The sequence below is a fragment of the Tessaracoccus flavescens genome, from assembly GCF_001998865.1.
Lineage (GTDB): Bacteria > Actinomycetota > Actinomycetes > Propionibacteriales > Propionibacteriaceae > Arachnia > Arachnia flavescens.
The window spans coordinates 552,494-577,479 of sequence record NZ_CP019607.1 but is presented as its reverse complement, the minus strand read 5'-3'; the positions used below and the strand labels follow the sequence as shown (position 1 = coordinate 577,479).

The following is a 24,986-nucleotide window of genomic DNA, read 5'->3' as shown; positions in this document are numbered from 1 at the left end:
TGAATGGGCCCATGCGGATCGCCCAGTTGGCCAACTTCGTCGGCCCCACCTCGGGCGGCATGAAGGTCGTCATCGAGACCCTCGGCAAGGGATATGTCGACGCCGGGCACACGCGCATCTTCGTCTCGCCGGGCGCCCGCGACGAGATCGTCGAGACCGAGGCGGGCATCCTCGTCTCGGTGAGGGCCCCGAAGGTCACCGACCAGTACCGGATGATCTTCCAGCCGTGGCGCGTGCTCGATGTGCTCGACCGGTTCCGCCCCACCAGCATCGAGGTCTCCGACAAGTGGACCCTCTCGCCTGCGGCGAGGTGGGCACAGAAGCGCAGCGTCGGCTCGGTCCTGTTCAGCCATGAGCGGCTCTCCGACATGCTCGCCATGTGGGCCAGGCGCTCGTTCGGCGTGGAAGCGGTGGTCGGTGGCCTGAACCGTCGGCTCGCCAATGCCTTCGACACCGTCGTGGTGACCAGCCGGTTCGCGGCAGACGAGTTCGACAACACGGGAGCGGAGCTCGAACTGGTCCCGCTCGGCGTCGACCTCGAGACCTTCAATCCCCGGGTGGGGGAGCCGGTGGACGACGGCGTGCTCAAGTTCTGCTACGTCGGACGCCTCTCGCACGAGAAGAGCCCCCAGTTGGCCGTCGAGACGGTCGTCGAACTGCACCGGCGCGGGCACAGGGTGCGCCTCGACCTCTATGGCACCGGCCCCGACCGGGCGGAGCTGCAGAGGGCGGCGGGAGACGCGCCGGTCTTCTTCCAGGGCTTCGTCGCCGGCCGCGACGAGGTGGCACGGCGGATCGCCGCCGCCGACATCTCCCTCTCGGTGTGCCCGGCCGAGACCTTCGGCCTGGCCGTTCTCGAGGCCCTGGCCTGTGGCACCCCGGTGGTCACTTCCAACCGCGGTGGCGCCCACGAACTCGTCGACGTCACAAGCGGCGCATCCGGTGATCCGAACCCGGCGGCGCTTGCCGACGCCGTCGAGTCGCTGCTGCCGCGGCTCGGCCCCGACCTGCGCGCCGCCGCTCGCGCGAGGGCCGAGCGCTATCCGTGGCGCCGGACCATCGAGCAGATGCTCGGGGTGCACGCGGGGCTCGCCGACGAGGTGCCGTACCGCTCGCTTGGAGGATTCGTCCGACACAACCGAAGGAACGCCAGATGAAACTGCGCTGGGGGCTGCCCGTCCTGCTCGGCGCCGCGCTCATCCCCGTCTGGGTGATGGCGCCGCCGCCTGACCACGTCGACGCACCGGACACGGTGGAGGGGCTGATCGAGCGCTGCAGACGAACCGGCCTGAGCGGGCGTGAGCTGGCGGACGAGGCGGTGTTGACGGTCGCCGAGACGTACCCGACCCATTCGCTGTGGCACCTGGCGGAGTCGCCTGCGCGTTCCCTGCGCTCACACCGGGGCTGGTCGCACCAGTACAACACCGTGCTGTCCGAGGTGCTGCGCGGCCTCGGGTTCCAGACCCGGCTCGTTCATGCGGCCCGGGTCCGCGGCTTCGGCCACCCCTGGTGGCTGAGCGGCCACAGCTGGGTGAAGGTGACCATCGACGGACGCGAGCGCGACGCCTGCGCCTCGAGCCCGGTCAGCAGGGTGGGGAGGCTGCCCTTCGTTCCGGTCACCGCGGAACTTCCGCTGCGAACCGTCACGCGCTGGGCGGTCGGGGCCGCGCTGATCCCGTTCGTGGTGCTCGAGGTGTGGCGGGCCTGGCTCTCCGGGCGCGATGTCGCCCCCTGGGTGTACGGAGCAAAGGCGGCAGAGGACGCCTGAACCCTTCAGGCCGGTCGCGGGAGACCGGTCACACCGGTAGGGTCCATCGGGTGCAGTCCAGCCAGAAGGTCACCTATGTGCCCAGCCTCGACGGGTTGCGCACCATCGCCGTCGGGCTCGTCATCGCGTTCCATCTGGCCGTCCTCGGACTGAGGTCCGGGTTCGCCGGGGTGGACGTGTTCTTCGTGCTCTCCGGCTACCTGATCACCGCTGGACTGCTCGCCGACACCGCCAAGCACGGCCGGCCGAAGTTCGCCCGCTTCTGGCAGCGCAGGTTCCAACGGCTGCTCCCCGCGGGGACCCTCGTCCTGCTCGCCGTGCTGACCTACGCCACGCTCCTCGCGCCCTACTACCGCCGCACGGCGCTCGCAGACGACACGGCGTGGACGTCTGTCTACCTTGGCCAACTGGCACTTCATGCAGGCCAACACCTACTTCTCCTCGGACGCGACATCCACCCCGCTGCTGCACATGTGGTCGCTCGCCGTGGAGGAGCAGTTCTATTTCGCGTGGCCGTTGCTGATCGGGCTGGTCGCGCTGCTCGTGCGGCGCCGCGTCGCCGTGACGAAGCCGCTCCTCGCCCTGACCCTCGTGCTCATCCTCGCCTCCGTCGTCGCGCTCGGTGTGCTCTACGACCCGGCGGGCGCCGACCGCTCGTACATGGGAACAGACACCAAGGCGTTCGAGCCCCTGCTCGGGGCGCTGCTCGCGGTCCTTGTCACGAACCCGGCGTTGCGGGAGGCCATCGGGGCGCGGCACCGGCTCCTCGCGACGGCAGGCGGGGTGGTCGCCGTGGCCGTGCTGCCCTTCCTGACCGGACCGAGCGGCTTCTACTTCTACGGCGGGGGCGCTGCTACTCAGCCTCAGCGTCGTCTGCGTGATCGCGGCGCTCATCTGCGGCCCGAGCACCGCGCTGTCGCAGTTCCTCAGCTGGGCGCCGATGGCCTATCTCGGGCGCATCTCCTACGGTCTCTACCTGTGGCACTGGCCGTGGGCCGTGTGGCTGGACCTCACCCACGGCGTCTTCAAGCCCCTCCCCGCGGGGATCGCGCTGGCAGGCACCCTCGCCTCGGCGGTCGCCTCCTACCACCTCGTCGAACAGCCGATCCGTCGTGGCAGACTCGCCGCCTGGTTCACGCCGCGCCGCACCGTCGGGGCGGTCGCCCTCGTGATGGCCGTCGTGCTCGGCTGGTCGTTCGCGCTGCGGGCCACGCAGGGCGTGACCCCGGAACACAGGTGGATCGTCGTGACAGGCGACTCCGTTCCGCTGAAACTGATGGGCTCGCTCGATGCAGCGGCGAAGGCGAAGGGATGGGCGGTCGACAGCGCGGCACGCGGCGGCTGCACCCCGCTTGCCGTCGAGCTGCAGGAGTATGACAAACCGCCCCACGAAGGACCGGGGGACTGCAGGCCGCTGCGCGGACTCCAGCACTCGCTGATCGGGCGCCACGACCCGGAGATCGTGTTCTGGTGGTCGCGCTACGAGACCCACCAGCGGTGGTACGAGGGCCGCATGATCGCCCCCGAGCAGGAGGAGTTCTGGGAGATCCAGGAGGCTGAGGCCCGCGCCACCGTCGACCGGCTGGCCCGCGACGGAGCCACCGTCGTCATCGCCCAGGCCGAGCGGCCGGGGATCGGCCTGCTCGCCAAGTGCCCCGTCGGCGACGAGGAGTGTTTCCCGCTCGACGACTACGCGCTGAACCACGACGAGTACCGCCGCCGCTGGAACGCCGTGATCGAGCGGATCGCCGCGGACGACCCGCGCGTGCGCACCTTCCGGATGGACCCGCTCCTGTGCAACAGCCCTGAGCCGGTCGACCCGCGTCGACCTGCCGCCTGCGACGACCACCAGAGCAACGGGAAGCTGCTGCGCGAGGACGGCCTCCACGTCACGATCGATCCCTTCGGCAGGCCGACGGCCGACGCCGTGCTGGACGAGGCGAGGAGCCGATCCGGCGCGGCCGACTCTCGCACCCCGCGCAGGGTCCTCGTCGCCGTGGCTCTGATCATGGCGGTGACGCTCACCTGGTCCACCGCGATTCGACACGCGCCGAACGCCCCGAGGGACAAGACCCTCGTCGTGGTCGGCGACTCGGTGCCCTTCCGTCTGATGGAGGCCCTCGACGAGGCCGCCACGAAGCAGGGCATGGCCATCGACAACGCCTCCCGCGGAGGCTGCCCGCCTCTGTCCATCGAGTTGCAGGAGTATCTCAAGCCCGACCACGAGGGGGCGGGGGACTGCACGATGGTCGCCGACATCCAGCTCGGGAAACTGGAGGCGGACCGACCCGACGTCGTGTTCTGGTGGTCGCGTTACGAGATCCATCAGCGCTGGCTCGACGGGAGGATCGTCGGTCCCGACCAGGAGGAGTTCTGGGTGGCGCTGAAGCAGGACCTCGACGCCAGCGTCGAGCGGCTCACCTCCACCGGAGCCGTCCTCGTCATCGGGCAGACCGAACGCCCCGGCGGGGCGTTGGCCGCCAGGTGCACACCGGAGGACTGCCACCCCCTCTACGACCTGATGCTCAACCATGACGAGTACCGGAGGCGATGGAACCAGCTCATCGTCGACCTGGCGGCCAGCGATGATCGCGTGCGGACGTTCCGGCTCGACCCACTGCTGTGCGACGACCTCGAACCGACCGCAGCCGTCGTGCCCGCCACCTGCGACGACGAGCAACCCGACGGCACCGTGCTGCGCCCCGACGGCAGCCACATCGCCATGGACCCCTACGGGCCGATCGTCGCCGAGAAGGTGCTCCAGAGCGTCCTCACGGCGGCCGGCTAGCCCGGGAACGGCGAAGGGCCCCGGGAGACTCCCGGGGCCCTTCGCGGTTGGACGCTCAGCGAGCGGCGACTCAGTAGGAGACGCCGGCAGCCTTCGCGGCGGCGAGGCGCTGTGCGACATCGTCCCAGTTGACGACATCCCACCAGGCGTTGACGTAGTCGCCCTTGACGTTCTTGTACTGCAGGTAGAAGGCGTGCTCCCACATGTCGAGCTGCAGGATCGGCAGCTGGCCGACGGGCAGGTTGCCCTGCTGATCGAAGAGCTGGTTGATGTTGAGGCGCTGGCCGAGGGTGTCCCACACGAGCATGGACCAGCCCGAGCCCTGGATCCCGTTGGCCACGGCGTTGAACTGCTTCTTGAAGCCGTCGAACGAGCCGAAGAACTCGCCGATGGCCTCGGCGACGTCACCGGTGGGCTCGCCGCCGCCGTCGGGCGACATGTTCTTCCAGAAGACCGAGTGGTTGATGTGGCCGCCGAGGTGGAAGGCCAGATCCTTCGCCAGCTTGTTCACCGCCGCCAGGTCGCCCTTCTCACGGGCGGCCTGGAGCTGCTCGAGCGCGTCGTTGGCGCCCTTCACGTAGGCGGCGTGGTGCTTGTCGTGGTGCAGCTCCATGATCTCCGGAGAGATGGAGGGCGCGAGGGCGTTGTAGTCGTAGGGCAGATCGGGGAGGGTGTAAGTCATTGCTGACTCCTTCTCTGGAAGACTCGCGCCGTCAGGCGCGCTGACGTCTCCCATCCTATGCCCAGCCGATAGTTCCCGGTTCAACTTTCCAGACCGGGTTCGCCCTCTGCGAAGAAGTTTGCCCCTGTGCCCGGGGTGTGGGCCTCAATCGGCGGGCCGGGTCGCGCGCAGCACCCGGAAGCCCTTGGCCGAGGCGATGCGCTGCGTCGGATATCGCTGGTCACCGAGCCAACGCTGCAGGGAGTCGCCGCCCAGGTGACGGCCGACGACGAGATAGGCTGCACCGCCTGGCCGCAGCCGGGCGAGCCAGGTGCGCAGGAGATCGTGCAGGGCGTCCTTGCCGATCCGGATCGGCGGGTTCGACCAGATCTCGTCGTAGAGCGTCTCCGGTCGCACCTCGTCGGGGGCCATGGCGCGGACCCGGTCGGCGACCTTGTGCCGGGCGGCGTTCAGGGTGGTCAGCTCGACGGCGCGGCCGTTGACGTCGACGGCGTCGACACAGACCTCGGGGCTGGCGAGCGCCAGCCCGACCGCGATCGTTCCGACGCCGCAACCGAGATCCAGCACGTGCCCCGCCACCGGCGGGTCCACCTCGCGCAGCAGCACGGAGGTGCCCAGATCGAGCCGGTTGCCGGAGAAGACCCCCGACGCGGCGGTGAAAGTGAGCTCCCGTCCGAAAATGGTCGCCGTGAACTCGTGCGTGACGAGCGGGTCTTCGGGGGTGTGGAAGTAATGGCTCACGCGTCCTCCAGGGTTCTCACGCTTCGTGCCTGCTCGGCGCGCTCGGCGAGCAGATGGTCCTCCGGATAGCCGACGGCCTCGAGGGTCAGCCCGTTAGCGGGCATCACGAGCACGTCCGAGTGACGCCGTGGGTGGGCGGCGACCTCCTCGAGCCAGGCGAGCGTCCTTCGTCCCCCTCCGACCGCGGTGAGCGCTCCGACGAGGGAGCGCACCATGGAATGGCAGAAGGCGTCTGCCTGCAGCCAGATCTCGACGACGCCGTCCTCGCGGCGCCAGGCGCTCAGCTCGCGCAGTTCGCGGATGGTTGTCGCGCCCTCGCGCGGCTTGCAGAACGGGGCGAAGTCGCGCAGCCCTGTCACGGTGGAGAAGGCCGCGTTCAGAGCGTCGAGATCGAGCGGGAACGGGAGCCGCGCGACATGCCCGCGCAGCAGGGGATCGTGGAACTGGCCCGCGTCGCTGACCCGGAAGCAGTAGCGTCTCCAGCTCGCGGAGAAGCGCGCGTCGAACCCCTCCGGGGCGGGTGCGACCGCCTTGATGGCGATGTCGTGGGGCAGGACCCGCTCCAGCCGCCTGCGCAGTTCGGGTGAGGGGTCGGCCTCCAGGCCGAGGTCGACGTGGCAGACCTGCGCCCTCGCATGGACGCCCGCGTCGGTGCGCCCCGCGACCACGAGGCTCGGGGCCGAGGGAAGCCGGAGCACCTGGCCGATCCACGGCTCCAGCACCCCCTGGACGGTGCGCAGCCCCGGCTGGAGCGCCCAGCCGTGGAAGTCGGTGCCGTCGTAGGCGAGGTCAATCCTGAGCCGCATCGACCCTCCGGTAGGTGAGGTCGTGGATGGTGCGCCCGGCGGCGAGCCCCTTCGCCTCGTACTTCGTGACGGGGCGCTCGGCCAGGCGGGGGGCCCAGCCGTCGTGCACGTTGGTCAGCAGGGGATGGTCGTCCAGTTCGTCGCGCATCCAGAGCGCGTAGTCCTCCCAGTCGGTGGCCAGCCGCCACACGCCGCCGGGGGCCAGTTTCGCCGCGACCACGTCGGCGAATCCGCCGCTGACGAGGCGACGCTTGTGGTGGCGGGCCTTGTGCCACGGGTCGGCGAAGAAGGTCCACAGCTCGGAGACGCTGCCGTCGTCGAACAGCTTCGCGAGCGCCTGCGCGCCGTCGGCGACGACCACGCGCACGTTGTCGATGCCCTCGCGCCCGATCCTGCCGAGCGTCGAGGCGACGGCCGGCTCGAAGACCTCGAAGGCCACGATGTTCGCCTCGGGGCGGCCCGCGGCCATCGGCACGAGCGAGTCGCCGCCACCTGAGCCGATCTCGACGATCAGCGGCGCGGTGCGGCCGAAGGCCTCGTCCCAGTCGATGCGCGCCCCGTCCGCGACGGCGGTGGACATCTCGCCCCGCTCGACGTCGATCACGAACCGCCCGCCGAGCCGCTCCCAGGCCTTCTGCTGGGACTCGTTCATGCGGGTGCTGCGGCGCACGAAGCTGACGACGTCGCGGCGCAGGCGTGGGGGCAGTGGGTCCATCCCTTCAGGGTAGTGGGGGCGGGCCCGCGTGGCAGAACCGGCGCCGCGCCGCCACGCGTTGGGGCGCCCTTCTAGACTGGAGGGTGCAACACCCCCCTAGGAAGGGACCTTTTTCCATGCGGACCGTGCTCAATCTGATCTGGGTGATCTTCGGCGGCTTCTGGCTCGCCCTCGGCTACTTCATCGCGGGCATCCTCGCCTGCATCCTCATCGTCACGATCCCCGTCGGAGTCGCCTCCTTCCGGATGGCGCGCTACGTGCTGTGGCCCTTCGGCAAGACGGTCGAGCCGAAGCCCGGCGCCGGAGCCGGGTCGGCCATCATGAACGGCATCTGGTTCCTCATCGCCGGCTGGTGGCTCGCGCTCATCCACGTCGGTGCTGCCCTCGCGCAGACCCTGACGGTGATCGGCATCGCCAACGCCTGGGTGAGCATCAAGATGATCCCCGTGACCTGCTTCCCGTTCGGCAAGCGCATCGTCAACAACGGCAGCGTCTGGTGAGCTCCCGCGTCAGGGCAGCTTCGGCTCGTTCCAGACGCCAGGTTCGTCAAGGGTGGCCATCTCGGCCGTGACGCCGCCCGGCCCGATGCTCGCCACCGCGAGCAGGAGGCTCAACGTCGGGAAGCCGTGCGCACGGTTGTCGCGCACGATGGCGCGGTCGTCGGCCGCTTCGACGGCGGTGGTGCCGCGCAGCACGTCGATCCAGCCCTCCCACCATCGCTCGCCTTCGGTCGGGGTCGCGGCGAACTCGTCGAGCCACGCCGCGACCCGCGCGGTCCTCGGATCGTCGACGTCCTCGTGGGCGATCATGTGGGTGCCGGGCGCCAGATCGGTGACCCGGGGCGTTCCGCCGTCCCACGAGGTGACGCGGACGCCCTCGGCCGAGGCCTCGACCAGGTTGAAGCCGAGCGTGGTCAGGGGATCGGGCATGGGCACGCCCGTCAGGGAACCCGTCACCAGCGAGCCGCGCGAGGTGGGCACCTCCAGGTCGGTGCCTCCCGCCCGGTTCAGCAGCACCGCGAGCCGACGGTCGTCGTGGGCGAGCCAGGCGCCACCCGCAAGCTGATCCATCACGCCCTCGACCTCCGGATGCTCCGGCCACCAGGCCCCGAGCGGGAGCCAGGGGCGGCCGGGGTCCTCATCGCGGACGGCGAGGATGCGGACGTCACCGCGGTCCGGCTCTGGTACTCGGATCACGACGGTGCACATGCCGGAAGCCTATAACCGTCGCGGAGCGCCCCTCCCCGTCGGTTGGTGGAACAATCGAGGCCATGTTCATCGTGGTGGGAGTCACGGGCGGCATCGCCGCCTACAAGAGCGTGCACCTGGTCCGGCTGCTGATCGGCGCCGGGCACGACGTGCACGTGGTGCCGACGGAGGACGCGCTGCGGTTCGTCGGACTGCCGACCTGGGAGTCGATCAGCCGTAACTCGGTCACCACCTCCGTGCACGACGACGTGCCACGCGTGCGGCACGTGGCGCTCGGCCAGCAGGCCGACCTCGTCGTGGTGGCCCCGGCCACCGCCAACACGCTCGCCTCCATGGCGGCCGGTCTCGCCTCCGACCTGCTCGGCACCACGCTGCTCGCCACCCAGGCGACGGTCCTTGTCGCCCCGGCGATGCACACCGAGATGTGGCGCCACCCGGCCACCGTCGCGAACCTGGAGACCCTGCGCGCGAGGGGTGTGCACGTGATCGGTCCCGAGGACGGCCCGCTCACCGGCGGCGACTCGGGCCCGGGCCGGATGAGCGAGCCAGAGGCAATCCAGGCCCGGATCGACGAGCTGCTCGCTCTGACCAGGGACCTGGAGGGGCTCACCTTCGCGGTGTCGGCGGGCGGCACCCGCGAACCGATCGACCCGGTCCGCTACCTCGGGAACCGGTCGAGCGGAAGACAGGGCGTCGCGGTGGCCGCGGCCGCGGCTGAGCGCGGGGCGAGGGTCCTGCTCGCTGCGGCGAACATCGAGTCCGCCGTTCTGGCCGACGCTGGAAGGGGTGTCGAGGTCACGACGGTCGGCACCGCGGCCGAACTGGGGGAGGCCATGGACCGACTCGCCGCCGAGGCCGACGTCGTAGTGATGTCGGCGGCCGTCGCCGACTTCCGGGTCGCGGAGGTCTCGCAGGGCAAGTTGACGAAGGAGGACGGCGGCATCCCCAGCCTCTCGCTCGTCGAGAACGCCGACATCCTGAAGGGGCTGGTCGAGCGCCGCCGCGAGGGACAGACCATCGTCGGCTTCGCCGCCGAGACGGGCACGGGGGAGGAACTGCTGGAGCGCGGGCGCAGGAAGCTCCGTCGCAAGGGGGCCGACCTGCTCGCCGTCAACGAGGTCGGCTGGACGAAGGGGTTCGAGGCCACCGACAACCACCTCATCGTCCTCGACAGGACCGACGAGGTGGTCGCCGACGCGGCCGGGTCCAAGCGCGCGGTCGCCGATGCGCTGCTGGACGCCGTCGTCTCCTACCGCTCGGGCCAGAGCTCCTCGGGCATCAGCTCGTAACCGTGGAACGCGCGGGTGAATGAGCCCGTGCCCTGGGCGAGGCCGCGCAGGTCGACCGGGTAGCTGACCAGCTCGATCTGCGGCACGAGCGCCTCGACGCTCGCGTGGCCGACTCCGTCGAGGTCGCTGCCGAGCACCTGCGCCCTGCGCGAGCCGAGGTCGGTGAGCACCGCGCCGAGGTGGGCGTCGGCGACGCTGACCACGACCTTGTCGATCGGTTCGAGCAGCCCGACCTTCCCCTTGTCCGCCGCGTCGCGCAGCGCCAACTGCCCGGCGACCTGGAAGGCCATGTCCGAGGAGTCGACGGAGTGGGCCTTCCCGTCGTAGAGCGTCACCCGCAGGTCCACCGTCGGCACCCCGAACCGGGTGCCCTGGGCCATCTGCTGGACGACGCCCTTCTCCACGGATGCGATGTAGGCGCGCGGCACGGCCCCGCCGACGACCTTGTCGACGAACTCGAACCCGGCGCCCCGCTCGAGCGGGGTGACCTCGATGTTGCACACGGCGTACTGCCCGTGGCCGCCCGACTGCTTCACGTTGCGGCCGAGGCCCTTGACCGGTCCGAGGAAGGTCTCGCGCATCGCGACCCTCACCGGCTCCTCGACCACCTTGAGGCCGAGCTTCTCGGTCAGGTGGGTCAGGGCGAGGTCCTTCTGGGCCTGGCCCATCACCCACAGGATCTGCTGCTCGGTCTCGGCGTTGCGTTCGAGCCGGACGCTGGCGTCCTCGAGGGAGAGGCGGTGCAGCGCGCCGGTGAGCTTGTCGGAGTCGCCGCGGGTGGTCGCCTTCAGGGCGATCGGGAGCAGCGGGCGCGGCAGCTCCCACGGTTCGACGAGCGCGGGGCGTTCGACCTCGGACAGCGTGTCGCCGGTCTCGGCCCTCGAGAGCCGGCTGACCAGCACGATCTCGCCCGCGATGGCACGCTGCAGCGGCGCGAACTCGAGCCCGGCGGGGGCAGAGAGGGGGCCGACGCGTTCCTCATCGTCATGGTCCGGATGGAGAGGATCGGCGTCTGCCCCGAAGAGCTCGCGGTGTCCTGAGACGCGCACGACATCATCGCCCTTGAGCTGACCCGAGAACACCCGCACGAGGGCGGTGCGGCCCGAGTAGTTGTCGGAGGTGGTGCGGATCACCTGGGCGACGAGCGGCCCGTCTGGGTCGCAGGTGACGGGCGGCAGCGTCGCGCCGTTCGGGGTCGTGGTGGAGGGAACGGGGTGCAGGGTCGGCGGCGGGAAGCCCTTCTCGATCCAGCGCAGCAGTTCCTCGGTGCCCTTGTCGCTCGTGGTGTGCGCGGGAAGCAGCGGGAAGAAGCGGGCTCCGGTGACCGCCCTGAGCAGGGAGGCGTGCGCCTCCTCGACGGCGATCTCCTCGCCCTCCAGGTAGCGCTCCATCAGGTCGTCGTCCTGCACCTCGGTGATGATCGCCTCGAGCAGCGGCGCGCGCAGCTCGTCGATCAGCGCCAGTTCCTCCGGTGTCGAGTCGCGCGAGACGCGGGTCCCGCCCGAGTAGTCGTGCGCGCGCTTGTTCAACAGGGAGAGGTTTCCGACGTTCGCGCCGTCGACCGTCAGCGGGATCAGCGCGGGGATGACGCCCTCGCCGAGGGTGGAGACGCAGGCCGCGACCATGTCGTCGAAGCTCGCCCTTCCCTGGTCGAGCTTGGTGATCGCGATGATCCTCGGCATGGAGACCTGATCGCACTCCTCCCAGAGCGCGACGGTGGTCGGGTCGATGTCGTCACCGGCGGGGATCACGAAGATGGCGGCGTCGGCGGCGCGGAGCCCGGCTCTCAACTCGCCCACGAAGTCCGGGTGACCCGGCGCGTCGAGCAGGTTGATCTGGACGTCGTTCGCGGGGATCGACGCGAGGGTGAGGGAGGCTCCCCGCTCGGGGGTGTCCTTCTCTCCGCGGTAGCCGTCGATCCGGGCGCGCAGCAGGTGTTCGAACAGGGTCGTCTTTCCCGAGCCGCTCGCGCCAACGAGGACGACGTTGCGTACATCGTCGGGGGACGTCACGGCGATCCGGGGACTCGTCTTTGAGGCCATGACGATACGTTAGTCCCCGTCGCATTGGTCCGGACGGGCACCCCCGGGTAAGCTGGGCTGGCTGCCTCGGTGGCGTCCTCGATTTTGCGCTGAGGGCTCTGCCGTCCTAAGCTAGGTAGCTGTTGCGCGCGGTGTGGCTTGTGCGACTTCGAGTCGTCGCCGCCGCCGCATTGCACAGGTTTCACATTGAATGGAAGTTGGTCTGCCTCCGTGTCTACGTACACCCCGAAGCCAGGCGAAATCGCCCGGAACTGGCATGTGATCGACGCCGAGGACATTGTCCTCGGTCGTCTCGCCGTGGCCGCTGCGACCCTGCTCCGGGGCAAGCACAAGGCCACCTTCGCCCCCCACGTCGACGGTGGTGACTTCGTCGTCATCGTCAACGCCTCCAAGATTGCCGTCACCGGCAACAAGGCCACGCAGTCGATGCGCTACTCGCACTCGGGTCGCCCGGGTGGACTCAAGTCCATCTCGATCGGCGAGCTCCTCGAGAAGGATCCGCGCAAGGCCGTCGAGCGCGCCGTGTGGGGCATGCTGCCCAAGAACAAGCTGAGCCGTCAGCTCATGGGCAAGCTCAAGGTCTACGCCGGCCCGGAGCACCCGCACACTGCGCAGAAGCCGCAGCCCTACGAGATCACCCAGATCGCCCAGTGAGTGAGAATCAGATGACCGAGATTGTCGAAGAGACCGTCGCCGAAGAGATCACGCCTTTCGTTGACGAGCAGGACCGCGAGATCGCGTACCGCTCCGACTCGAACCCGGCCGCCGCTGCAGGCGCCGAGGTCCGCCCGGCCGTCGTGGCTCCCGGCTACGGCACCGGCCGCCGCAAGGAGGCCGTCGCCCGCGTCCGCATCGTCCCGGGCTCCGGCTCGTGGAAGATCAACGGCCGCACCCTCGAGGAGTACTTCCCGAACAAGGTGCACCAGCAGCACGTGAGCGATCCCTTCGTGGTCGCCGGTGTCGCCGGTTCCTACGACGTCATCGCCCGCATCGACGGCGGCGGCATCACCGGCCAGGCCGGTGCGCTTCGTCTGGGTGTCGCCCGTGCGCTGAACGAGGTCGACGCCGAGGCCTCGCGCGCCGCGCTGAAGAAGGCAGGCATGCTCACCCGTGACGCCCGCGTCATCGAGCGCAAGAAGGCCGGTCTCAAGAAGGCCCGTAAGGCTCCGCAGTACAGCAAGCGCTGATCGCTGCCTCGAAACGCCCATCCCTGCGGGGGTGGGCGTTTTCGTCTTCCCCTGGGGGCGTGCGTCCGCTCAGTGGTGTCGAGCGTTTCGGATAGGGTGTCCTGCGTGGCACGACTATTTGGTACCGACGGCGTCCGTGGCGTCGCGAATGATGAACTGACCGCAGAGCTCGCCCTCGACCTCTCGGTCGCGGCGGCGCACATCCTCGGTGAGGCCGGGGCCTTCTCCGGCCATCGTCCGACGGCGCTCGTGGGACGCGACCCGCGAGCCAGCGGCGAGTTCCTGGAGGCCGCGGTGGTCGCCGGACTTGCCTCGGCAGGCGTGGACGTGGTCCGGCTCGGTGTGCTGCCCACCCCCGCCGTCGCCTTCCTGGTCAACGAGATGGACGCCGACCTCGGTGTCATGATCTCCGCCTCGCACAACCCCATGCCGGACAACGGCATCAAGTTCTTCTCCAAGGGCGGCGTCAAGCTCGACGACTACCTCGAGGACGCGATCGAGGCGCGCATGGGCGAGGCGTGGGACCGCCCCATCGGCCGCGCGGTCGGCCGCGTGCGCACCGACCTGAACGCCGTCGAGGGCTACGTGACGCACCTCGTCGCCTCGCTGGGGGAGGGCGCATCGCTTAAGGGTCTCAAGGTCGTCGTCGACTGCGCCAACGGTGCCGCCTCCCGCACGGCGGTCGAGGCCTTCGCCTCGCTCGGCGCCCAGATCATCCCGATCCACGCCGAACCGGACGGCCTCAACATCAACGACGGCGCCGGCTCCACCCACATGGGTGACGTGATGGCCCGCGTGGTCTCCGAGGGCGCCGACCTCGGCATCGCGCTCGACGGCGACGCCGACCGCTGTCTCGCCGTGGACGGCGAGGGCAACCTCGTCGACGGAGACAAGATCCTCGCGATCCTCGCCGTCGCCATGAAGGAGGAGCACCGCCTCCACTCCGACACCCTCGTCGCGACCGTGATGAGCAACCTCGGGCTGACCAACGCCATGCGCGAGCACGGCATCCGCGTCGACCAGACCAAGGTCGGCGACCGCTACGTTCTCGAGTCGATGAACGCCAACGGCTTCGCGCTCGGCGGCGAACAGTCGGGCCACGTGATCATCTCGGAGTTCGCCAACACCGGAGACGGGACGCTGACAGGTCTGCATCTTGCCGCCAGGATGCTCGCGACGGGCCGCTCGATGAAGGAGCTCGCCACCGTCATGGAGGTGCTGCCCCAGGTCGTGATCAACGTGCGTGGGGTGGACAAGCTCCGCGCGGGCATCGACAACGAGGTGGCGAGCGCCGTCACCGCGGCCGCGCAGGAGCTCGGCAACACCGGCCGCGTGCTGCTGCGCCCCTCCGGCACCGAGCCCGTCGTCCGCGTCATGGTCGAGGCCCCCACCCAGGACCAGGCCCGGGCTCTTGCCGAGCAGTTGGCGAGCAAGGTCAAGTCGCGGCTCGCCCTCTGAGGGCAGCTGCCTCGCCCGGTGGCGCTAGGGTTGTCCCACCCCCAACTGGATAAAGGATTGCTGATGCTCGCCGAACCCGCGGTTCAACAGACACTGCTCACCCTCGCCGATCTCGACTCGGAGGTGGCACGGGTGCAGCACGCGGCCCGCAACCTCCCGCACCACAAGGCCATCGCCTCGCTGATGGAGGCGCGCAAGGGGGTCACGGACGAGCTGATCGCCTCCAACATCGAGGTCGACGACCTGGGGGTCGCGGTGCGCAAGGCCGAGGGCGACCTCGTGCCCGTCAAGGCGCGCCTCGAGCGGGACCAGAAGCGGGTCGAGGACGGGTCCATCAGCGACCCGAAGACGCTGCGCTCCCTGAACGACGAGGTGGCGCACCTGACGCGGCGCATCTCCGAGCTCGAGGACGCGCAGCTCGAGGTGATGGGGCGCCTCGAGGAGGCCACCGCACACCGCGACAAGATCGCGGGGCAGAAGGCCGAGGTCGAGACCCGGCTGCGCGACGAGGTCGCGGCCCGCGACGCCGCCGTCGAGAAGCTGCGTCAGGAGTCGGCCGATCTGGTCGCCACCCGCGGCCCGATCGCCGCGAAGATCCCGGCCGATCTGATGGGCGTCTACGAGAAGCTGCGCGCCACCTCCGGGCTCGGCGCGGCAGCCCTGCGCGCGGGCCGCTGCGGGGGCTGCCAGCTCCAGCTGACCATCGCCGACCTCGACTCCTACAAGCGGGCCCCCGCGAACCAGGTCCTGCGTTGCACCGAATGCGATCGGATCCTGGTCCGCACGCCGGAATCGGGGCTGTGACATGCCGGCCACCCGGGTAGAGGTACCCGAGGTCCCGCACGACCTGCGCGAGGGCCTCGCCCTGCTGCAGGACAAGCTGGGACTGCCCCACGAGTTCCCGGCGGACGTGCTGCAGGAGGCAGAGCTCGCCGCTGAGCTGCCGGTGCACGACCACGTCGACCGCACCGACATCGAGTTCGTGACGATCGACCCGGCCAGCTCGACCGATCTCGACCAGGCCCTGCAGATCGAACGCGACGGGGACAGTTTCCTCGTCCGCTACGCCATCTCCGACGTCGGCCACTTCGTCCAGCCGGGCACCGCTCTCGAGGCGGAGACGCACCGGAGGGGCCAGACCAAGTACGCCCCGAGCGCACGCGTTCCGCTGCACCCGCCGGTGCTGAGCGAGGGGGCGGCGTCGCTGCTGGCTGACTCCGTGCCACGCCCGGCGATGCTGTGGGAGCTGCGGCTCGACGCGAGGGGCGAACTGGTCGACGTGGCCCTCACCCGGGCGATGGTGCTCAACCACGCCAAGCTGAGCTACGAGCAGGTGCAGGCCGATCTCGACGCGGGCACGGCACACCGCAGCATCGAGCTGCTGCCGGAGGTCGGCAGGCTGCGCGAGCAGCTGGAGATCGAACGCGGCGGCGTCTCGCTGAATCTTCCGGAACAGGAGATCGTCCAGCACGACGGCACCTGGGACCTCGAGTTCCGCGCTCTCGTCCCGGTGGAGAACTGGAACGCGCAGATCTCGCTGCTGACCGGGTTCACCGCAGCAGACGTGATGCTCAAGGGCAAGGTCGGCATCCTGCGCACGCTTCCCCCTGCGGAGAAGTGGTCGATCGACAAGCTGCGCCGCTCCGCCCGCACCCTCGGCGTCGAGTGGCCGAAGGGGATGAGCTACCCGGACTTCGTCCGCTCGCTCTCGCCCGACGTCCCGGCCGAGCTGGCCGTGCTGACCAAGTGCACCATGCTGTTCCGCGGTGCGGGCTACGTCGCGTTCAACGGGGAACTGCCCGACGGCAACCTCGAGCACAGCGCGCTCGCCGCGCCTTACGCGCACACCACGGCCCCGCTGCGCCGCCTCGTCGACCGTTACGTCCTGGAGATCTGCCACGCGCTGATCAACGGCCTTCCCCTGCCCGCCTGGGCGACGGAGGGCCTTGACGTCCTGCCGGAGGAGATGGCCGAGGCGGGCCGCAGCGCCAACGCCTACGAGCGCGGCGTGATCGACCTCACCGAGGCCCTCGTGCTCTCTTCGCGGGTCGGCGAGGTGTTCACAGGCGTGATCACCGACGTGAACCCGAAGAACTCCCAGGGAACAGTCCAGATCGCGGACCCCGCGGTCGAACTGCGGGTCAAGGCGAAGCAGGACGAGGTCGGCACCGAAATCGAGGTCCGCATCGACAAGGTCGACGTGGTCGAGGGAAGGGTCGAGCTCTCCAGGACGGGACGCTGAGGCGAGGCCAGACATGAACGGCAAGGCAGACCGGCTTCCCGATGGCTTCGACAAGCGCGTCCGCGAGCCCTACACCGTCGCCGAACTCGAGGAGATCTTCTCCACCGTCGACGTGAACGCCCGGGGCGGCTACTCCGAGGAGCCCGCCATTTCGATGCGGGCCGTCGATCTTGCCGGGGCCACCTGGCTGCTCGACCACGGTGCCGATCTCGAGGCGCTGAGCCGCTTCCAGAAGGCACCGCTGGCCACGCGGGCAGGTCACCGCAGCCCCCGGATCGTCGCCCTGCTCATCCAGCGGGGGGCAACGGTCGACGCCCATCCGTCGAGCGGCGAGACGGCTTTGCAGGTGGCCGCGAAGCAGCTCGACCTGGAGAGCGTCGAGGTCCTGCTGGACGCCGGTGCCGATCCGAGGAACTCGTTCGGCTACAGGGGCGACAACGCCCTCGACTGCGCCGCCTTCGGCGTGACCGAGCACGGGGGGAGCGGGCCCTCCGCGTCGTGCGTCGGCTGCTGGAGACCGGAGCGCGGCTGGGGGAGCGACCGGTGGGGCATCTGCGGTCAACGCTGCGCCAGGCAAGGAAGTGGCAGCTGCGCAACGGTGACCTTGCTGCCTCGGTCGCGGCGCTCGAGGAGGTCCTCGAGCTGCTCGGCGTCGAGAAGCCGGAACCGCCGCGGGTCCTCGGGCCGGACGATCCGATCACCGTGACCGAGAAGACGTGGCACAAGCGCTACGCGGAGCTGTGGGACCTGCTCGTCCCCGCGGGAGGCCCTGCCGGGACGGTGCAGGGAGAGGTGATCCGGATCATCGGCCGGGTGGGCGACGAGTTGCTGCGCAACGCAGGGGCGAACTGGGACTCGGATCACGAGGCGATGCTGGACGCGTTCGATGCGCACACCCGCTCCGGCAACGTCCTCACCGACTCGGCGAGGAAGAAGGCGGACGCGGCGATCGCGACGCTGCGCGGAGGCCGCATGGACAGGAAGGCGATCGATGAGCTGACGAAGCTCTCGGTGACCTGGGTGCTGGCCAACCCCGCCCAGGCGCCGCTGGGGGAGCCCGTCTACGACCGCTGATCCGCGAGGGTGCGCTCGACAGGGCCAGGAGTTCGACGATGGCGTCGATGACCTCGCCCGGTGCCCGGCCTGCGGCATCGGCTTGTGCCGCTGACTCCGCAAGCAGCGCGTCGAAATCAGGGCCGTGATGCCGGGCCACGACCGGTAGAGGGTCTGCTTTCCGGCTCCCGTCTCCGCGGTGATGCCCTCCATCGTCAGCGGGTCGGGTCCGTCGGCCTCGGCCGCGCCCTCACGGAGGCGGCTCTCGCGGCCGGCCACCGGGTCGTCGCGACCGTGCGGGCGCCTTCGCCCTGCTGGGGGAGGTCGGACCGGTCGACGTGCTGGTCAACAACGCCGGCTACGGGCTCGTCGGGGCCGTCGAGGAGGTCGCGGAGGACGGGGCGCGCGCGATCATCGACACCGACCTCTTCGGAGCGCTCTGGCTCACCCGGGCCGTGCTGCCGGGCATGCGGGCTACGACCGGCTCCGCCGTGAGGTGCTCGGTACCGAAGAGGTGCCGTGGCCGGTCGACTCCGATGGCACCGGCGGCGGTGCGACACCCGACGAGGTCGCGGCCGTGATCCTCGCCCACGTCGCAGACCGGGCAGACGGTCGGCTGCGGCTCGTGGTCGGGGACGACGCCCCCGCCCAACTCGAGGCGGTCCTGGAGGCACGGATCGAGGACTACCGGCGCGACCCCGACTCTCGTCGCTGGGGTGAGCACGCAGCACCTCGAAGGGAGTCCTACGGCGAGCGTGACGAGGGCGAAGATGCCAACCAGCGGGGGTGTCTCGCCGAGTTCTGCGACTTCGGGCAGGCATCGAGGGTGGGAACGGTGCAGTTCGAGGTGTCTGGGTCCCGCAGATGATCGAGCGGTTCCCCGACGGCGGCGGAGGAGTCTGTGGCCGCAATGTCGGGAGTTCTCGGGAGAAATTCCTGGTCAGCGGGCCGTTCTGCTGCGAAAAATGATGCTCCTATGTGGTGTCAAGCGGCGGTGAGCCATTCGCGGTAGCGGTGGGCGAGGTTGTCGTCTCGGCGTTTGCCGAGTTCTATTTCGGAGATGCGTGCTGGCCAGGTGTGGCAGGCTTCGGCGGCGTTGGTGAGGGTGAGGTTCTTGGCTTGTCGGGCTGGTCTGAGGTCGGTGTAGTTGGGGATCTCGCAGTGGCCCGTGAGGGCTTTGAAGACTTCTCTGACGAGGGCGCGTTTGAGGCTGCGGTAGACGGCTGCGAGTGTCTTGCCAGTGGCGAGGTGGCGGTCGCGGTAGTCGCGGGTACGTTGGTCCTGGGACATGCGGACTTTGATCGCTTGGTGCAGTGCCCAGTTGGCTTGCCGGTCGCCTCCGCGGGAGAGGCGGTGGCGTTGGGTTTTGCCGGAGGAGACGGGGATGGGGCTGGTGCCGCAGAGGGCAGCGAAGGATGCTTGGCTGCGTAGCCGGTCGGGGTTGTCACCGGCGGTGATCAGCAAGATCGCTGCCAGTGCCGGGCCGATACCGTGGATAGCGCGCAGGCCTGGGTTGCGGGCGGTGGTGTGCTCGTCGAGTTGCGTATCGAGGTCATCGAGCTCTGCGCGGAGGAACTGGTGACGTCGGGCGAGGCTACGCAGGGCACGCAGGCTGGTGGCGTCGTGGAGGTCTTTGATCTGGTCGGGGCGGGTGCTGGCCAACTGGTCGACAAGCTTGTCGCGGCCCAGTTCACGGTATTTGTCGCGGAGTCGGGGGCTGGCGTTGACCAGGACACTGTTGATCTGACGCCAGCAGGCCTGAAGGGCCTTGTTCGCGCTGCGGCGGGTGATCACCAGCGCCCGTAAGGGCTCGATGGTGTCGTGCTTGGGGGCGGTGGTGGCCTCACCGGACAGGACTGCCCGGGCAGCGCGGTAGGCATCGAGCCGGTCGGTCTTGCCTTGTTTGCGCCGTTCGGCGGGGCGGGTGCGGTTGACCTCGACGACACCGATCCCGTTGCGGCGCAAGGTGGCGGTGATCCCGACCCCGTAGCTGGAGGTTCCTTCCACGCCGACAGCGGTGATCGGGCCGTGAGCGACCAGCCAGGCCACTGCCTGACGGTATCCCGCGGTGGTGGTGTCGAACTCGTGGTCGGCGACCTCGATGCCGGTGGCGGTGATCACCGCGATGTGGATGGTGTCCTTGTGTGAATCGATGCCGGCGACATGGTCGCCGGGATTTGTCATGATGGTCATGGCCTACTCCTGAACGCTGGGATGGGTCGAGTGACGGCCGTCTGGTCAGACAGGACATACACCGGACTCGTGATCAGGCTCGTATTAGGTCATGGCCGGGCGGTCGTCACCCATGCCTTGGAGAGCCGGACGGATCAATTTGTCGGTAGCCCAGCAGGGCACCAGTCAGAGGCAGGGTCACGACTCCCCAAGACGCCTACCATCATGTATGTCGGACCGTGTCCGTAGCGTTGAGTCATGGAAGCAACGGCGCAGCGGGAACTGGCGGAGGACCTCCGCTCGGCCGTGACGCTGCGCCGGGTCGCCGAGGCGGGCCTCCTGTCCAGCCTCTGTGAGTTCGCCGAGGCCTACCGTGTCGACGCGGAGGACCTGCTGGAGGTGCTCGCCGAGCGCCGCATCCAGATCGGCGGGGAGGGCACACCTCGGGTGTCCGAGTACCTGATGCTCGAACTGGCGGGACTGCTCCGCTGCACCCCCGCCGCGGCGGGCCACCGGGTCGTCGAGGCGCTCAACCTGAAGCATCGCCACCCCGGGCTGTTCGCGGCGGTGCGGCGCTGCCAGATCGACGCCGACCGCGCCCTCCGGGCGGCCGTGAGGTGCGGCGCACTGAGCCAGGCGGCCGCCGAGCGGGTGACTCAGGAATGGTTCCTCCGCCAGGGAGGCCTCGGCTGGACCGCGTCGTTCAACCTCCTGGACAAGCTCGTCAAGGAGGCCGACCTGGAGGCGGCGGCTGAGAAGGAGCGCAAAGCGCGGGAGGACCGGGGCGTGTTCGTCTGGGGACTCTCGGACGGCGTGATGAATCTCACCGGCCGCCTCGACGTGCTCGACGCCCGCCACCTCGACGCCTCCGTCGAGCGGATGGCCGAGGTGATCGAGGGCGACCACCCTGGTCTGACGAAGGACCAGCGGCGCGCCAAGGCGCTCGGCATCCTCGCCCAGCCGGCCCGGGCGCTTGCGCTGCTCCAGCGCGCCGCGCAGCCCGAACTGCCGCCCGAGGGCTCCGAGGCGCACGGCGAGCGGCACGGCTGCCCTGGCGAGCTGTGCGGCACGGTCACCACCCCGCTTTCCAGGCTGCGGCCGAAGGTGAGCGTCGCCGTGCACGTCCACTCCGATGCCGTTGGCAGGCTAACCGGCCTGGCCCGCGTCGAGCAGGCCGGCTGGATCACGACCGGCCTCCTCACGGAACTGCTCGGAGACGCGGACGTGACCGTGCGGCCGGTGATCGACCTGGCGAACGTCCCAGCGGAGGACGGCTACGTGCCGAGCGCAGGGCTGCGGCGTGCAGTGTGTTACGCGCTGCGCCACGAGCTGTTCCCCTACTCAGACCTCCGCGCCGAGCGGTTCGACCTCGACCACACGGTCCCGTACCTGCCCGGCCGGCGCGGCCAGACCCGGCTCGGCAATCTCGCACCGCTCAGCAGGCGGGCGCACCGGGCAAAGACGGCAGGCGTCTGGCGCTCGAGGCAGGCGGCCATCGACCAGATCATGTGGGAAAGCCCGCTGGGATACCGATACGAGGTCTCGCCGTCCGGAACCCGCTCCCTCGAATAGTCCGGCTCGTCCGGGCTAGGGCCACGATGTTGAAGACATTCCCTTTGGGCGCCTGCACGAAGAACCTCCGCACGCCCCAGGCCTCCGTGGTCAGTGGGTGCACGATCTGCAGCCCGAGGGCCGCCGCCTGCTCGTAGAACGCCTCGACGTCGTCGACGTGCAGGGACCCCACGGGCATCACCGGCGCGGTCTCGTCGCGCGGATCGGGCGGCCCCGATGTCGTCGACCGCAAGATCCGTGGTGATCCTGGTGGCCTTCATGCCTTCGACGCCCACACGTGCCGCTCAGCCGATGTACCGGTTGCCGCTACCGCCAGAGGCCGGGTGATTGCGTCACGTCACCTGCTTGCGTGGAGCAGCGTGCTCTTCAGGGCGTGGGCTGTAGTCGTGGTCTTCGAAGGACCGGTCGACGGCTGTGACAGCCTCGATCTCGCTGACCCGGCCTTCTGCCTCAAGCGCCGCCGACTCAACCTCGGCGGCCTATCCGGTAGGTCCCTACCGCATCGCGGCCTCCGTCGCGGGTCGGGCGGGTCACGTCGATCGACTCCACATGGGGGTCGGAGTGGACCCAGAGGTCTGCGGCGAAGTGTTCGAAAGCCACGGGTCGCGCCGAGAAGTGCTGATGGACAGCCTCGAGGAGGGGGAACGCAGCAGTTGCAGGGTATTGCTCGTCCTTTGTCGGAATGACGACTGTCCGTGGCGCCTCCAGCGGATCGAAGATTCTGGCCTGTACCCAGCGGCGCCACGCCCCGGGACAATCTCGGCCGAGGGGGTCGCCCGCGAGGATCTGGTCGATCCATGCACGGCTCACGACAGCCTCATTCAGGATCGTGAAGTGTGCCCTGTAGTTCTGGAAGCGATGATCGCGTGTTGTGCGCCAGATCGCTACGAGTTCCTCCTCGGAGGTCAAGCGCGGCGATCCGGGCACTAGCAGTCCGCGGAACCGGACCGCGCGGCCTCGCCCGGACTTCTCAAAGAGAAGGATGACAGGGATGCGCTCCCGATCCTCTGGGCCGCCGCGGGACCACTCAAAGATGTCACGGAGCAGCAGGTTGCCTTTCCTGCGGGTCTCGTGGAGCAGTGAACCCGCCTGTCGGTTGTCCCCGTAGTAGGTGAAGTCTCCGGTCTCAGGATCGATCGTGTCGGGCCAGTCTGTTTCGGTTCCAGAGGTGTAGAGCACGAGCAACTGAACCGTCCCCTGAGCGGGACTGCCCTTGTAGCGGAAGCCTCCCTGATTACCTACCGGGAGGAGCGAGGCAAGAGGATCATCGGCGGAGGTCCCTGCGGTTCCGCCCAGATACTCGCGTTCCAGCACGAGACTGGCGTCGGCCAGCTCGGCGAAGGGAACGGGATCCTGCATGAGGACCAGGCTAACGCCAGTCGGCACGGCCAGTTGCGGCGCCATGGAAGTGGACGACCAGAGTTGGGGGACGAGACGGCCGGTAAGCCGGATTCTGTCGACGGATGATCATCTATCTCGACCCGCCGTCGCCGACGGGCTCATGCAACCTACCCGGGCGCCTCGCGCGAGCAGCGCTCAGGCGGCGTCCGCGGCCGACCCGAGGGTCGACCTTCTTGGTCTTGCTCCGAGTGGGGTTTACCTAGCCACCCCAGTCACCTGGGGTGCTGGTGGTCTCTTACACCACCGTTTCACCCTTGCCTGTCGCCAGGCGGTCTGTTTTCTGTGGCACTTTCCCGCGGGTCACCCCGGGTGGGCGTTACCCACCACCCTGCTCTGTGGAGTCCGGACTTTCCTCAGCTGTCTCCAGCCGCGATCATCTGGCCGTCTCGTCCATCGTCGATTGTAGACCTACGGTGCCCGGCGGCGCTAAGTCGCGACGACACTCATACATAGTCCCCGCGAACGAAGGGGCCGTACCTCACATACTTTTCCCCGGGAAACAGTGACCGGCCACGATGGGGTGTGGAGGTTGGAGAGAAGCTGTCGATGGCAGCCCGAGTCGAGATCACGAAGAAGTACGCCAAGGCCTATGCCGCGGCCCCGAAGAAGGGCAAGTCCCAGATCCTCGACCACGTGGTCGAGATCACCGGCTGGAACCGTGACCATGCCCGCCAGCAGTTGGTGGCCCGGTTGAAACAGGCCCCGGGACGGGCCACCGCGACGGTCGCGGTGATCGATCGGCGCAAGACCAAGGCGTGTAAGTACTCCTACGACGCCAGGCTGATCCTGCAGCGGGTATGGGCGGCCTCGGGGGGCAGCTGCGGGCAGTACCTCGCCGCATCCATGAGCGATCTGATCGATGCGATGGAAGCCGAAGGCGAACTGGTGCCTAGCCAGGACCGTTACAGCGCCGAGGTCAGGGCCGAGCTGGAATCGATGTCGGCGGCCACGATCGACCGGTACCTCGCACCGGCGCGGGCGAAGGACCCGATCCGAGGAAAGACCGCCACCAAGCCCGGCAGCCTGCTACGAAACTCGATCACCGTGCGTAAAGCCGGTGACGAGGTCGAAGCCGAACCCGGGTTCTTCGAAGTCGACACCGTGGCCCACTGCGGCCCCACGCTGAAGGGCGAGTTCGCCCGCAGCGTGAACTTCACCGACATGCACACCGGCTGGAGCTTCACCTACTCCATCCGCAACAACGCCCACCTCCACATCCGGACCGCGTTCGACCACTTCATCGCCCAGGTCCCGTTCGCGGTCACCGGGATCGATTGTGACAACGGCTCGGAGTTCATCAACCACGACCTGATCGGCTGGGCCGGCCAACGAGAGGTGTTCTTCACCCGGTCGCGGCCTTACAAGAAAAACGATCAAGCCACCATCGAATCGAAGAACAACCACCTCGTGCGCCGCTACGGCTTCTACCACCGCTACGACACCGCCACCGAACTCGCGTTACTCAACCAGCTATGGCCGCTGGTCAACGACCGGCTCAACTTCTTCACCCCCACGAAGAAACCCGAAGGCTGGGCCACCGACACCGTAGGGCGCCGCAAACGCCTCTACGACAAGCCACGCTCCCCCTACCAGAGGCTCCTGGCCGCCGGGGTCCTCAACCCCGCCCAGGAAACAGAACTAGCCGCCTACAAGGCCACCCTCAAACCCGTCGCAATGCAACGACGCATCACCGAGATCCAACAGGAGCTCACCCGACTCGCAGGCCGAAAGACAGCCCGTCTCGAACAACACATCGCATGGAAGGCACCCGACCCCGCCGGCCTCAAAACCCGGGCCAGCTAACCCTTGTTTTCGCGGGGAAAAATATCTGAGGTAAGGCCTACCATTTCGCGGGGACTTGA

At 69.1% G+C, this 24,986-nt stretch carries 26 protein-coding genes and 1 other RNA gene; 17 read left to right on the top strand and 10 right to left on the bottom strand.

Annotation, left to right across the window (positions count from 1 at the left end; genetic code table 11):
* Positions 1-11: 11 nt before the first annotated feature.
* The 4 genes from BW733_RS02765 to BW733_RS02755 are packed head-to-tail and all read left to right on the top strand — an operon-like array spanning position 12 to position 4,556.
* Positions 12-1,157: a glycosyltransferase gene (locus tag BW733_RS02765; RefSeq protein WP_077347701.1), complete on the top strand. Its 1,146-nt coding sequence runs from the start codon at positions 12-14 to the stop codon at positions 1,155-1,157.
* Positions 1,154-1,768: an arylamine N-acetyltransferase gene (locus BW733_RS18155; protein ID WP_161490111.1), complete on the top strand. Its 615-nt coding sequence runs from the start codon at positions 1,154-1,156 to the stop codon at positions 1,766-1,768. The genes BW733_RS02765 and BW733_RS18155 overlap by 4 nt, the downstream gene beginning before the upstream one ends.
* On the top strand, positions 1,696-2,649 hold the full coding sequence (locus tag BW733_RS19965) for an acyltransferase family protein (RefSeq protein WP_418361329.1): 954 nt from the start codon (positions 1,696-1,698) through the stop codon (positions 2,647-2,649). Before BW733_RS18155 ends, BW733_RS19965 begins: the two co-directional genes overlap by 73 nt.
* Complete coding sequence (locus BW733_RS02755) at positions 2,646-4,556, top strand: acyltransferase family protein (RefSeq protein ID WP_077347698.1); 1,911 nt, start codon at positions 2,646-2,648, stop codon at positions 4,554-4,556. Before BW733_RS19965 ends, BW733_RS02755 begins: the two co-directional genes overlap by 4 nt.
* Before the next feature lie 70 nt (positions 4,557-4,626).
* Here the strand turns inward: BW733_RS02755 and BW733_RS02750 are convergent, their stop codons facing one another.
* The 4 genes from BW733_RS02750 to trmB all read right to left on the bottom strand — a co-directional run bounded on the left by BW733_RS02750 (position 4,627) and on the right by trmB (position 7,500).
* Positions 4,627-5,238, bottom strand: coding sequence for a superoxide dismutase (locus BW733_RS02750; protein WP_077347696.1), 612 nt, complete (start codon positions 5,236-5,238; stop codon positions 4,627-4,629).
* A gap of 144 nt (positions 5,239-5,382) precedes the next feature.
* Positions 5,383-5,979 carry a class I SAM-dependent methyltransferase gene (locus tag BW733_RS02745; RefSeq protein ID WP_077347694.1) on the bottom strand — a complete coding sequence of 199 codons (597 nt, stop codon included), beginning with the start codon at positions 5,977-5,979 and terminating at the stop codon, positions 5,383-5,385.
* Positions 5,976-6,785, bottom strand: coding sequence for a tRNA pseudouridine(38-40) synthase TruA (gene truA, locus BW733_RS02740; protein ID WP_077347692.1), 810 nt, complete (start codon positions 6,783-6,785; stop codon positions 5,976-5,978). Before truA ends, BW733_RS02745 begins: the two co-directional genes overlap by 4 nt.
* The gene (gene trmB, locus BW733_RS02735; protein WP_077347689.1) at positions 6,769-7,500 is read right to left on the bottom strand and encodes a tRNA (guanosine(46)-N7)-methyltransferase TrmB; all 732 of its coding nucleotides are present in this window, start codon (positions 7,498-7,500) and stop codon (positions 6,769-6,771) included. The genes truA and trmB overlap by 17 nt, the downstream gene beginning before the upstream one ends.
* Positions 7,501-7,616: 116 nt before the next feature.
* Here trmB and BW733_RS02730 point away from each other — a divergent pair, with 116 nt between their 5' ends.
* Positions 7,617-8,000 (top strand): YccF domain-containing protein, encoded by a 384-nt coding sequence (locus BW733_RS02730; protein WP_077347687.1) that lies wholly within the window; start codon positions 7,617-7,619, stop codon positions 7,998-8,000.
* 9 nt (positions 8,001-8,009) lie between these two features.
* Here the strand turns inward: BW733_RS02730 and BW733_RS02725 are convergent, their stop codons facing one another.
* Complete coding sequence (locus BW733_RS02725; protein WP_077347685.1) at positions 8,010-8,708, bottom strand: NRDE family protein; 699 nt, start codon at positions 8,706-8,708, stop codon at positions 8,010-8,012.
* Between the two features lie 62 nt (positions 8,709-8,770).
* Between BW733_RS02725 and coaBC the strand changes: the two genes are divergently transcribed.
* Positions 8,771-9,997 (top strand): bifunctional phosphopantothenoylcysteine decarboxylase/phosphopantothenate--cysteine ligase CoaBC, encoded by a 1,227-nt coding sequence (gene coaBC, locus BW733_RS02720; protein ID WP_077347683.1) that lies wholly within the window; start codon positions 8,771-8,773, stop codon positions 9,995-9,997.
* Here the strand turns inward: coaBC and BW733_RS02715 are convergent.
* Complete coding sequence (locus tag BW733_RS02715; RefSeq protein WP_077347681.1) at positions 9,958-12,039, bottom strand: elongation factor G-like protein EF-G2; 2,082 nt, start codon at positions 12,037-12,039, stop codon at positions 9,958-9,960. The two genes, coaBC and BW733_RS02715, sit on opposite strands and share 40 nt — an antisense overlap.
* Positions 12,040-12,249: 210 nt before the next feature.
* Between BW733_RS02715 and rplM the strand changes: the two genes are divergently transcribed.
* The 9 genes from rplM (at position 12,250) to BW733_RS18780 (ending at position 18,847) form a co-directional block, all read left to right on the top strand.
* A complete protein-coding gene (rplM, locus tag BW733_RS02710) occupies positions 12,250-12,693 on the top strand; it encodes a 50S ribosomal protein L13 (protein ID WP_077347679.1) in 444 nt (147 codons plus the stop codon).
* A gap of 11 nt (positions 12,694-12,704) precedes the next feature.
* The gene (gene rpsI, locus BW733_RS02705) at positions 12,705-13,226 is read left to right on the top strand and encodes a 30S ribosomal protein S9 (RefSeq protein WP_077347677.1); all 522 of its coding nucleotides are present in this window, start codon (positions 12,705-12,707) and stop codon (positions 13,224-13,226) included.
* Positions 13,227-13,331: 105 nt separating this feature from the next.
* Positions 13,332-14,684 (top strand): phosphoglucosamine mutase, encoded by a 1,353-nt coding sequence (gene glmM / locus BW733_RS02700; RefSeq protein ID WP_077347675.1) that lies wholly within the window; start codon positions 13,332-13,334, stop codon positions 14,682-14,684.
* 63 nt (positions 14,685-14,747) lie between these two features.
* On the top strand, positions 14,748-15,488 hold the full coding sequence (locus tag BW733_RS02695) for a zinc ribbon domain-containing protein (RefSeq protein ID WP_077347673.1): 741 nt from the start codon (positions 14,748-14,750) through the stop codon (positions 15,486-15,488).
* Position 15,489: 1 nt separating this feature from the next.
* A complete protein-coding gene (locus BW733_RS02690) occupies positions 15,490-16,926 on the top strand; it encodes an RNB domain-containing ribonuclease (RefSeq protein WP_077347671.1) in 1,437 nt (478 codons plus the stop codon).
* Between the two features lie 13 nt (positions 16,927-16,939).
* Positions 16,940-17,632 carry an ankyrin repeat domain-containing protein gene (locus BW733_RS02685; RefSeq protein WP_077347669.1) on the top strand — a complete coding sequence of 231 codons (693 nt, stop codon included), beginning with the start codon at positions 16,940-16,942 and terminating at the stop codon, positions 17,630-17,632.
* Positions 17,629-18,000, top strand: a complete 372-nt coding sequence (locus BW733_RS18145; protein ID WP_077347667.1) for a hypothetical protein — start codon at positions 17,629-17,631, stop codon at positions 17,998-18,000. The genes BW733_RS02685 and BW733_RS18145 overlap by 4 nt, the downstream gene beginning before the upstream one ends.
* A gap of 317 nt (positions 18,001-18,317) precedes the next feature.
* On the top strand, positions 18,318-18,560 hold the full coding sequence (locus BW733_RS19960; RefSeq protein ID WP_202970264.1) for an SDR family NAD(P)-dependent oxidoreductase: 243 nt from the start codon (positions 18,318-18,320) through the stop codon (positions 18,558-18,560).
* On the top strand, positions 18,476-18,847 hold the full coding sequence (locus tag BW733_RS18780; RefSeq protein WP_202970385.1) for a hypothetical protein: 372 nt from the start codon (positions 18,476-18,478) through the stop codon (positions 18,845-18,847). The genes BW733_RS19960 and BW733_RS18780 overlap by 85 nt, the downstream gene beginning before the upstream one ends.
* A 116-nt stretch (positions 18,848-18,963) precedes the next feature.
* On the opposite strand, the gene BW733_RS02670 is transcribed toward BW733_RS18780, so the two are convergent.
* Entirely contained in the window at positions 18,964-20,172 is a 1,209-nt protein-coding gene (locus BW733_RS02670) for an IS110 family RNA-guided transposase (RefSeq protein ID WP_202970148.1), read from the bottom strand.
* 237 nt (positions 20,173-20,409) lie between these two features.
* On the opposite strand from BW733_RS02670, the gene BW733_RS02665 reads away from it, so the two are divergent.
* The gene (locus BW733_RS02665) at positions 20,410-21,723 is read left to right on the top strand and encodes a DUF222 domain-containing protein (RefSeq protein ID WP_077347665.1); all 1,314 of its coding nucleotides are present in this window, start codon (positions 20,410-20,412) and stop codon (positions 21,721-21,723) included.
* On the opposite strand, the gene BW733_RS19860 is transcribed toward BW733_RS02665, so the two are convergent.
* From BW733_RS19860 to rnpB, 3 genes are all read right to left on the bottom strand, one after another.
* The gene (locus tag BW733_RS19860) at positions 21,656-21,901 is read right to left on the bottom strand and encodes a VOC family protein (protein WP_335755094.1); all 246 of its coding nucleotides are present in this window, start codon (positions 21,899-21,901) and stop codon (positions 21,656-21,658) included. The genes BW733_RS02665 and BW733_RS19860 overlap by 68 nt on opposite strands.
* Positions 21,902-22,188: 287 nt before the next feature.
* On the bottom strand, positions 22,189-23,082 hold the full coding sequence (locus BW733_RS02655; RefSeq protein WP_077347663.1) for a hypothetical protein: 894 nt from the start codon (positions 23,080-23,082) through the stop codon (positions 22,189-22,191).
* A 67-nt stretch (positions 23,083-23,149) separates the two neighbouring features.
* An RNA gene (gene rnpB / locus BW733_RS02650) (RNase P RNA component class A) lies at positions 23,150-23,513 on the bottom strand.
* A 157-nt stretch (positions 23,514-23,670) separates the two neighbouring features.
* Between rnpB and BW733_RS02640 the strand changes: the two genes are divergently transcribed.
* Positions 23,671-24,927 carry an integrase catalytic domain-containing protein gene (locus tag BW733_RS02640; RefSeq protein WP_152024495.1) on the top strand — a complete coding sequence of 419 codons (1,257 nt, stop codon included), beginning with the start codon at positions 23,671-23,673 and terminating at the stop codon, positions 24,925-24,927.
* Positions 24,928-24,986 lie beyond the last annotated feature (59 nt).

Excerpts from the sequence above, each read along its gene's own strand:
- BW733_RS02685 (WP_077347669.1), top strand. The coding sequence starts at position 16,940 with ATGAACGGCAAGGCAGACCGGCTTCCCGATGGCTTCGACAAGCGCGTC.
- trmB (WP_077347689.1), bottom strand. The coding sequence starts at position 7,500 with ATGGACCCACTGCCCCCACGCCTGCGCCGCGACGTCGTCAGCTTCGTG.
- BW733_RS19860 (WP_335755094.1), bottom strand. The coding sequence starts at position 21,901 with ATGCCCGTGGGGTCCCTGCACGTCGACGACGTCGAGGCGTTCTACGAG.
- BW733_RS18155 (WP_161490111.1), top strand. The coding sequence starts at position 1,154 with ATGAAACTGCGCTGGGGGCTGCCCGTCCTGCTCGGCGCCGCGCTCATC.
- coaBC (WP_077347683.1), top strand. The coding sequence starts at position 8,771 with ATGTTCATCGTGGTGGGAGTCACGGGCGGCATCGCCGCCTACAAGAGC.
- BW733_RS02690 (WP_077347671.1), top strand. The coding sequence starts at position 15,490 with ATGCCGGCCACCCGGGTAGAGGTACCCGAGGTCCCGCACGACCTGCGC.
- BW733_RS02715 (WP_077347681.1), bottom strand. The coding sequence starts at position 12,039 with ATGGCCTCAAAGACGAGTCCCCGGATCGCCGTGACGTCCCCCGACGAT.
- BW733_RS02765 (WP_077347701.1), top strand. The coding sequence starts at position 12 with ATGCGGATCGCCCAGTTGGCCAACTTCGTCGGCCCCACCTCGGGCGGC.
- BW733_RS02730 (WP_077347687.1), top strand. The coding sequence starts at position 7,617 with ATGCGGACCGTGCTCAATCTGATCTGGGTGATCTTCGGCGGCTTCTGG.
- BW733_RS02640 (WP_152024495.1), top strand. The coding sequence starts at position 23,671 with ATGGCAGCCCGAGTCGAGATCACGAAGAAGTACGCCAAGGCCTATGCC.
- BW733_RS02725 (WP_077347685.1), bottom strand. The coding sequence starts at position 8,708 with ATGTGCACCGTCGTGATCCGAGTACCAGAGCCGGACCGCGGTGACGTC.
- BW733_RS02750 (WP_077347696.1), bottom strand. The coding sequence starts at position 5,238 with ATGACTTACACCCTCCCCGATCTGCCCTACGACTACAACGCCCTCGCG.
- BW733_RS02695 (WP_077347673.1), top strand. The coding sequence starts at position 14,748 with ATGCTCGCCGAACCCGCGGTTCAACAGACACTGCTCACCCTCGCCGAT.
- truA (WP_077347692.1), bottom strand. The coding sequence starts at position 6,785 with ATGCGGCTCAGGATTGACCTCGCCTACGACGGCACCGACTTCCACGGC.
- BW733_RS02670 (WP_202970148.1), bottom strand. The coding sequence starts at position 20,172 with ATGACCATCATGACAAATCCCGGCGACCATGTCGCCGGCATCGATTCA.
- BW733_RS02665 (WP_077347665.1), top strand. The coding sequence starts at position 20,410 with ATGGAAGCAACGGCGCAGCGGGAACTGGCGGAGGACCTCCGCTCGGCC.
- rpsI (WP_077347677.1), top strand. The coding sequence starts at position 12,705 with ATGACCGAGATTGTCGAAGAGACCGTCGCCGAAGAGATCACGCCTTTC.
- BW733_RS02655 (WP_077347663.1), bottom strand. The coding sequence starts at position 23,082 with ATGCAGGATCCCGTTCCCTTCGCCGAGCTGGCCGACGCCAGTCTCGTG.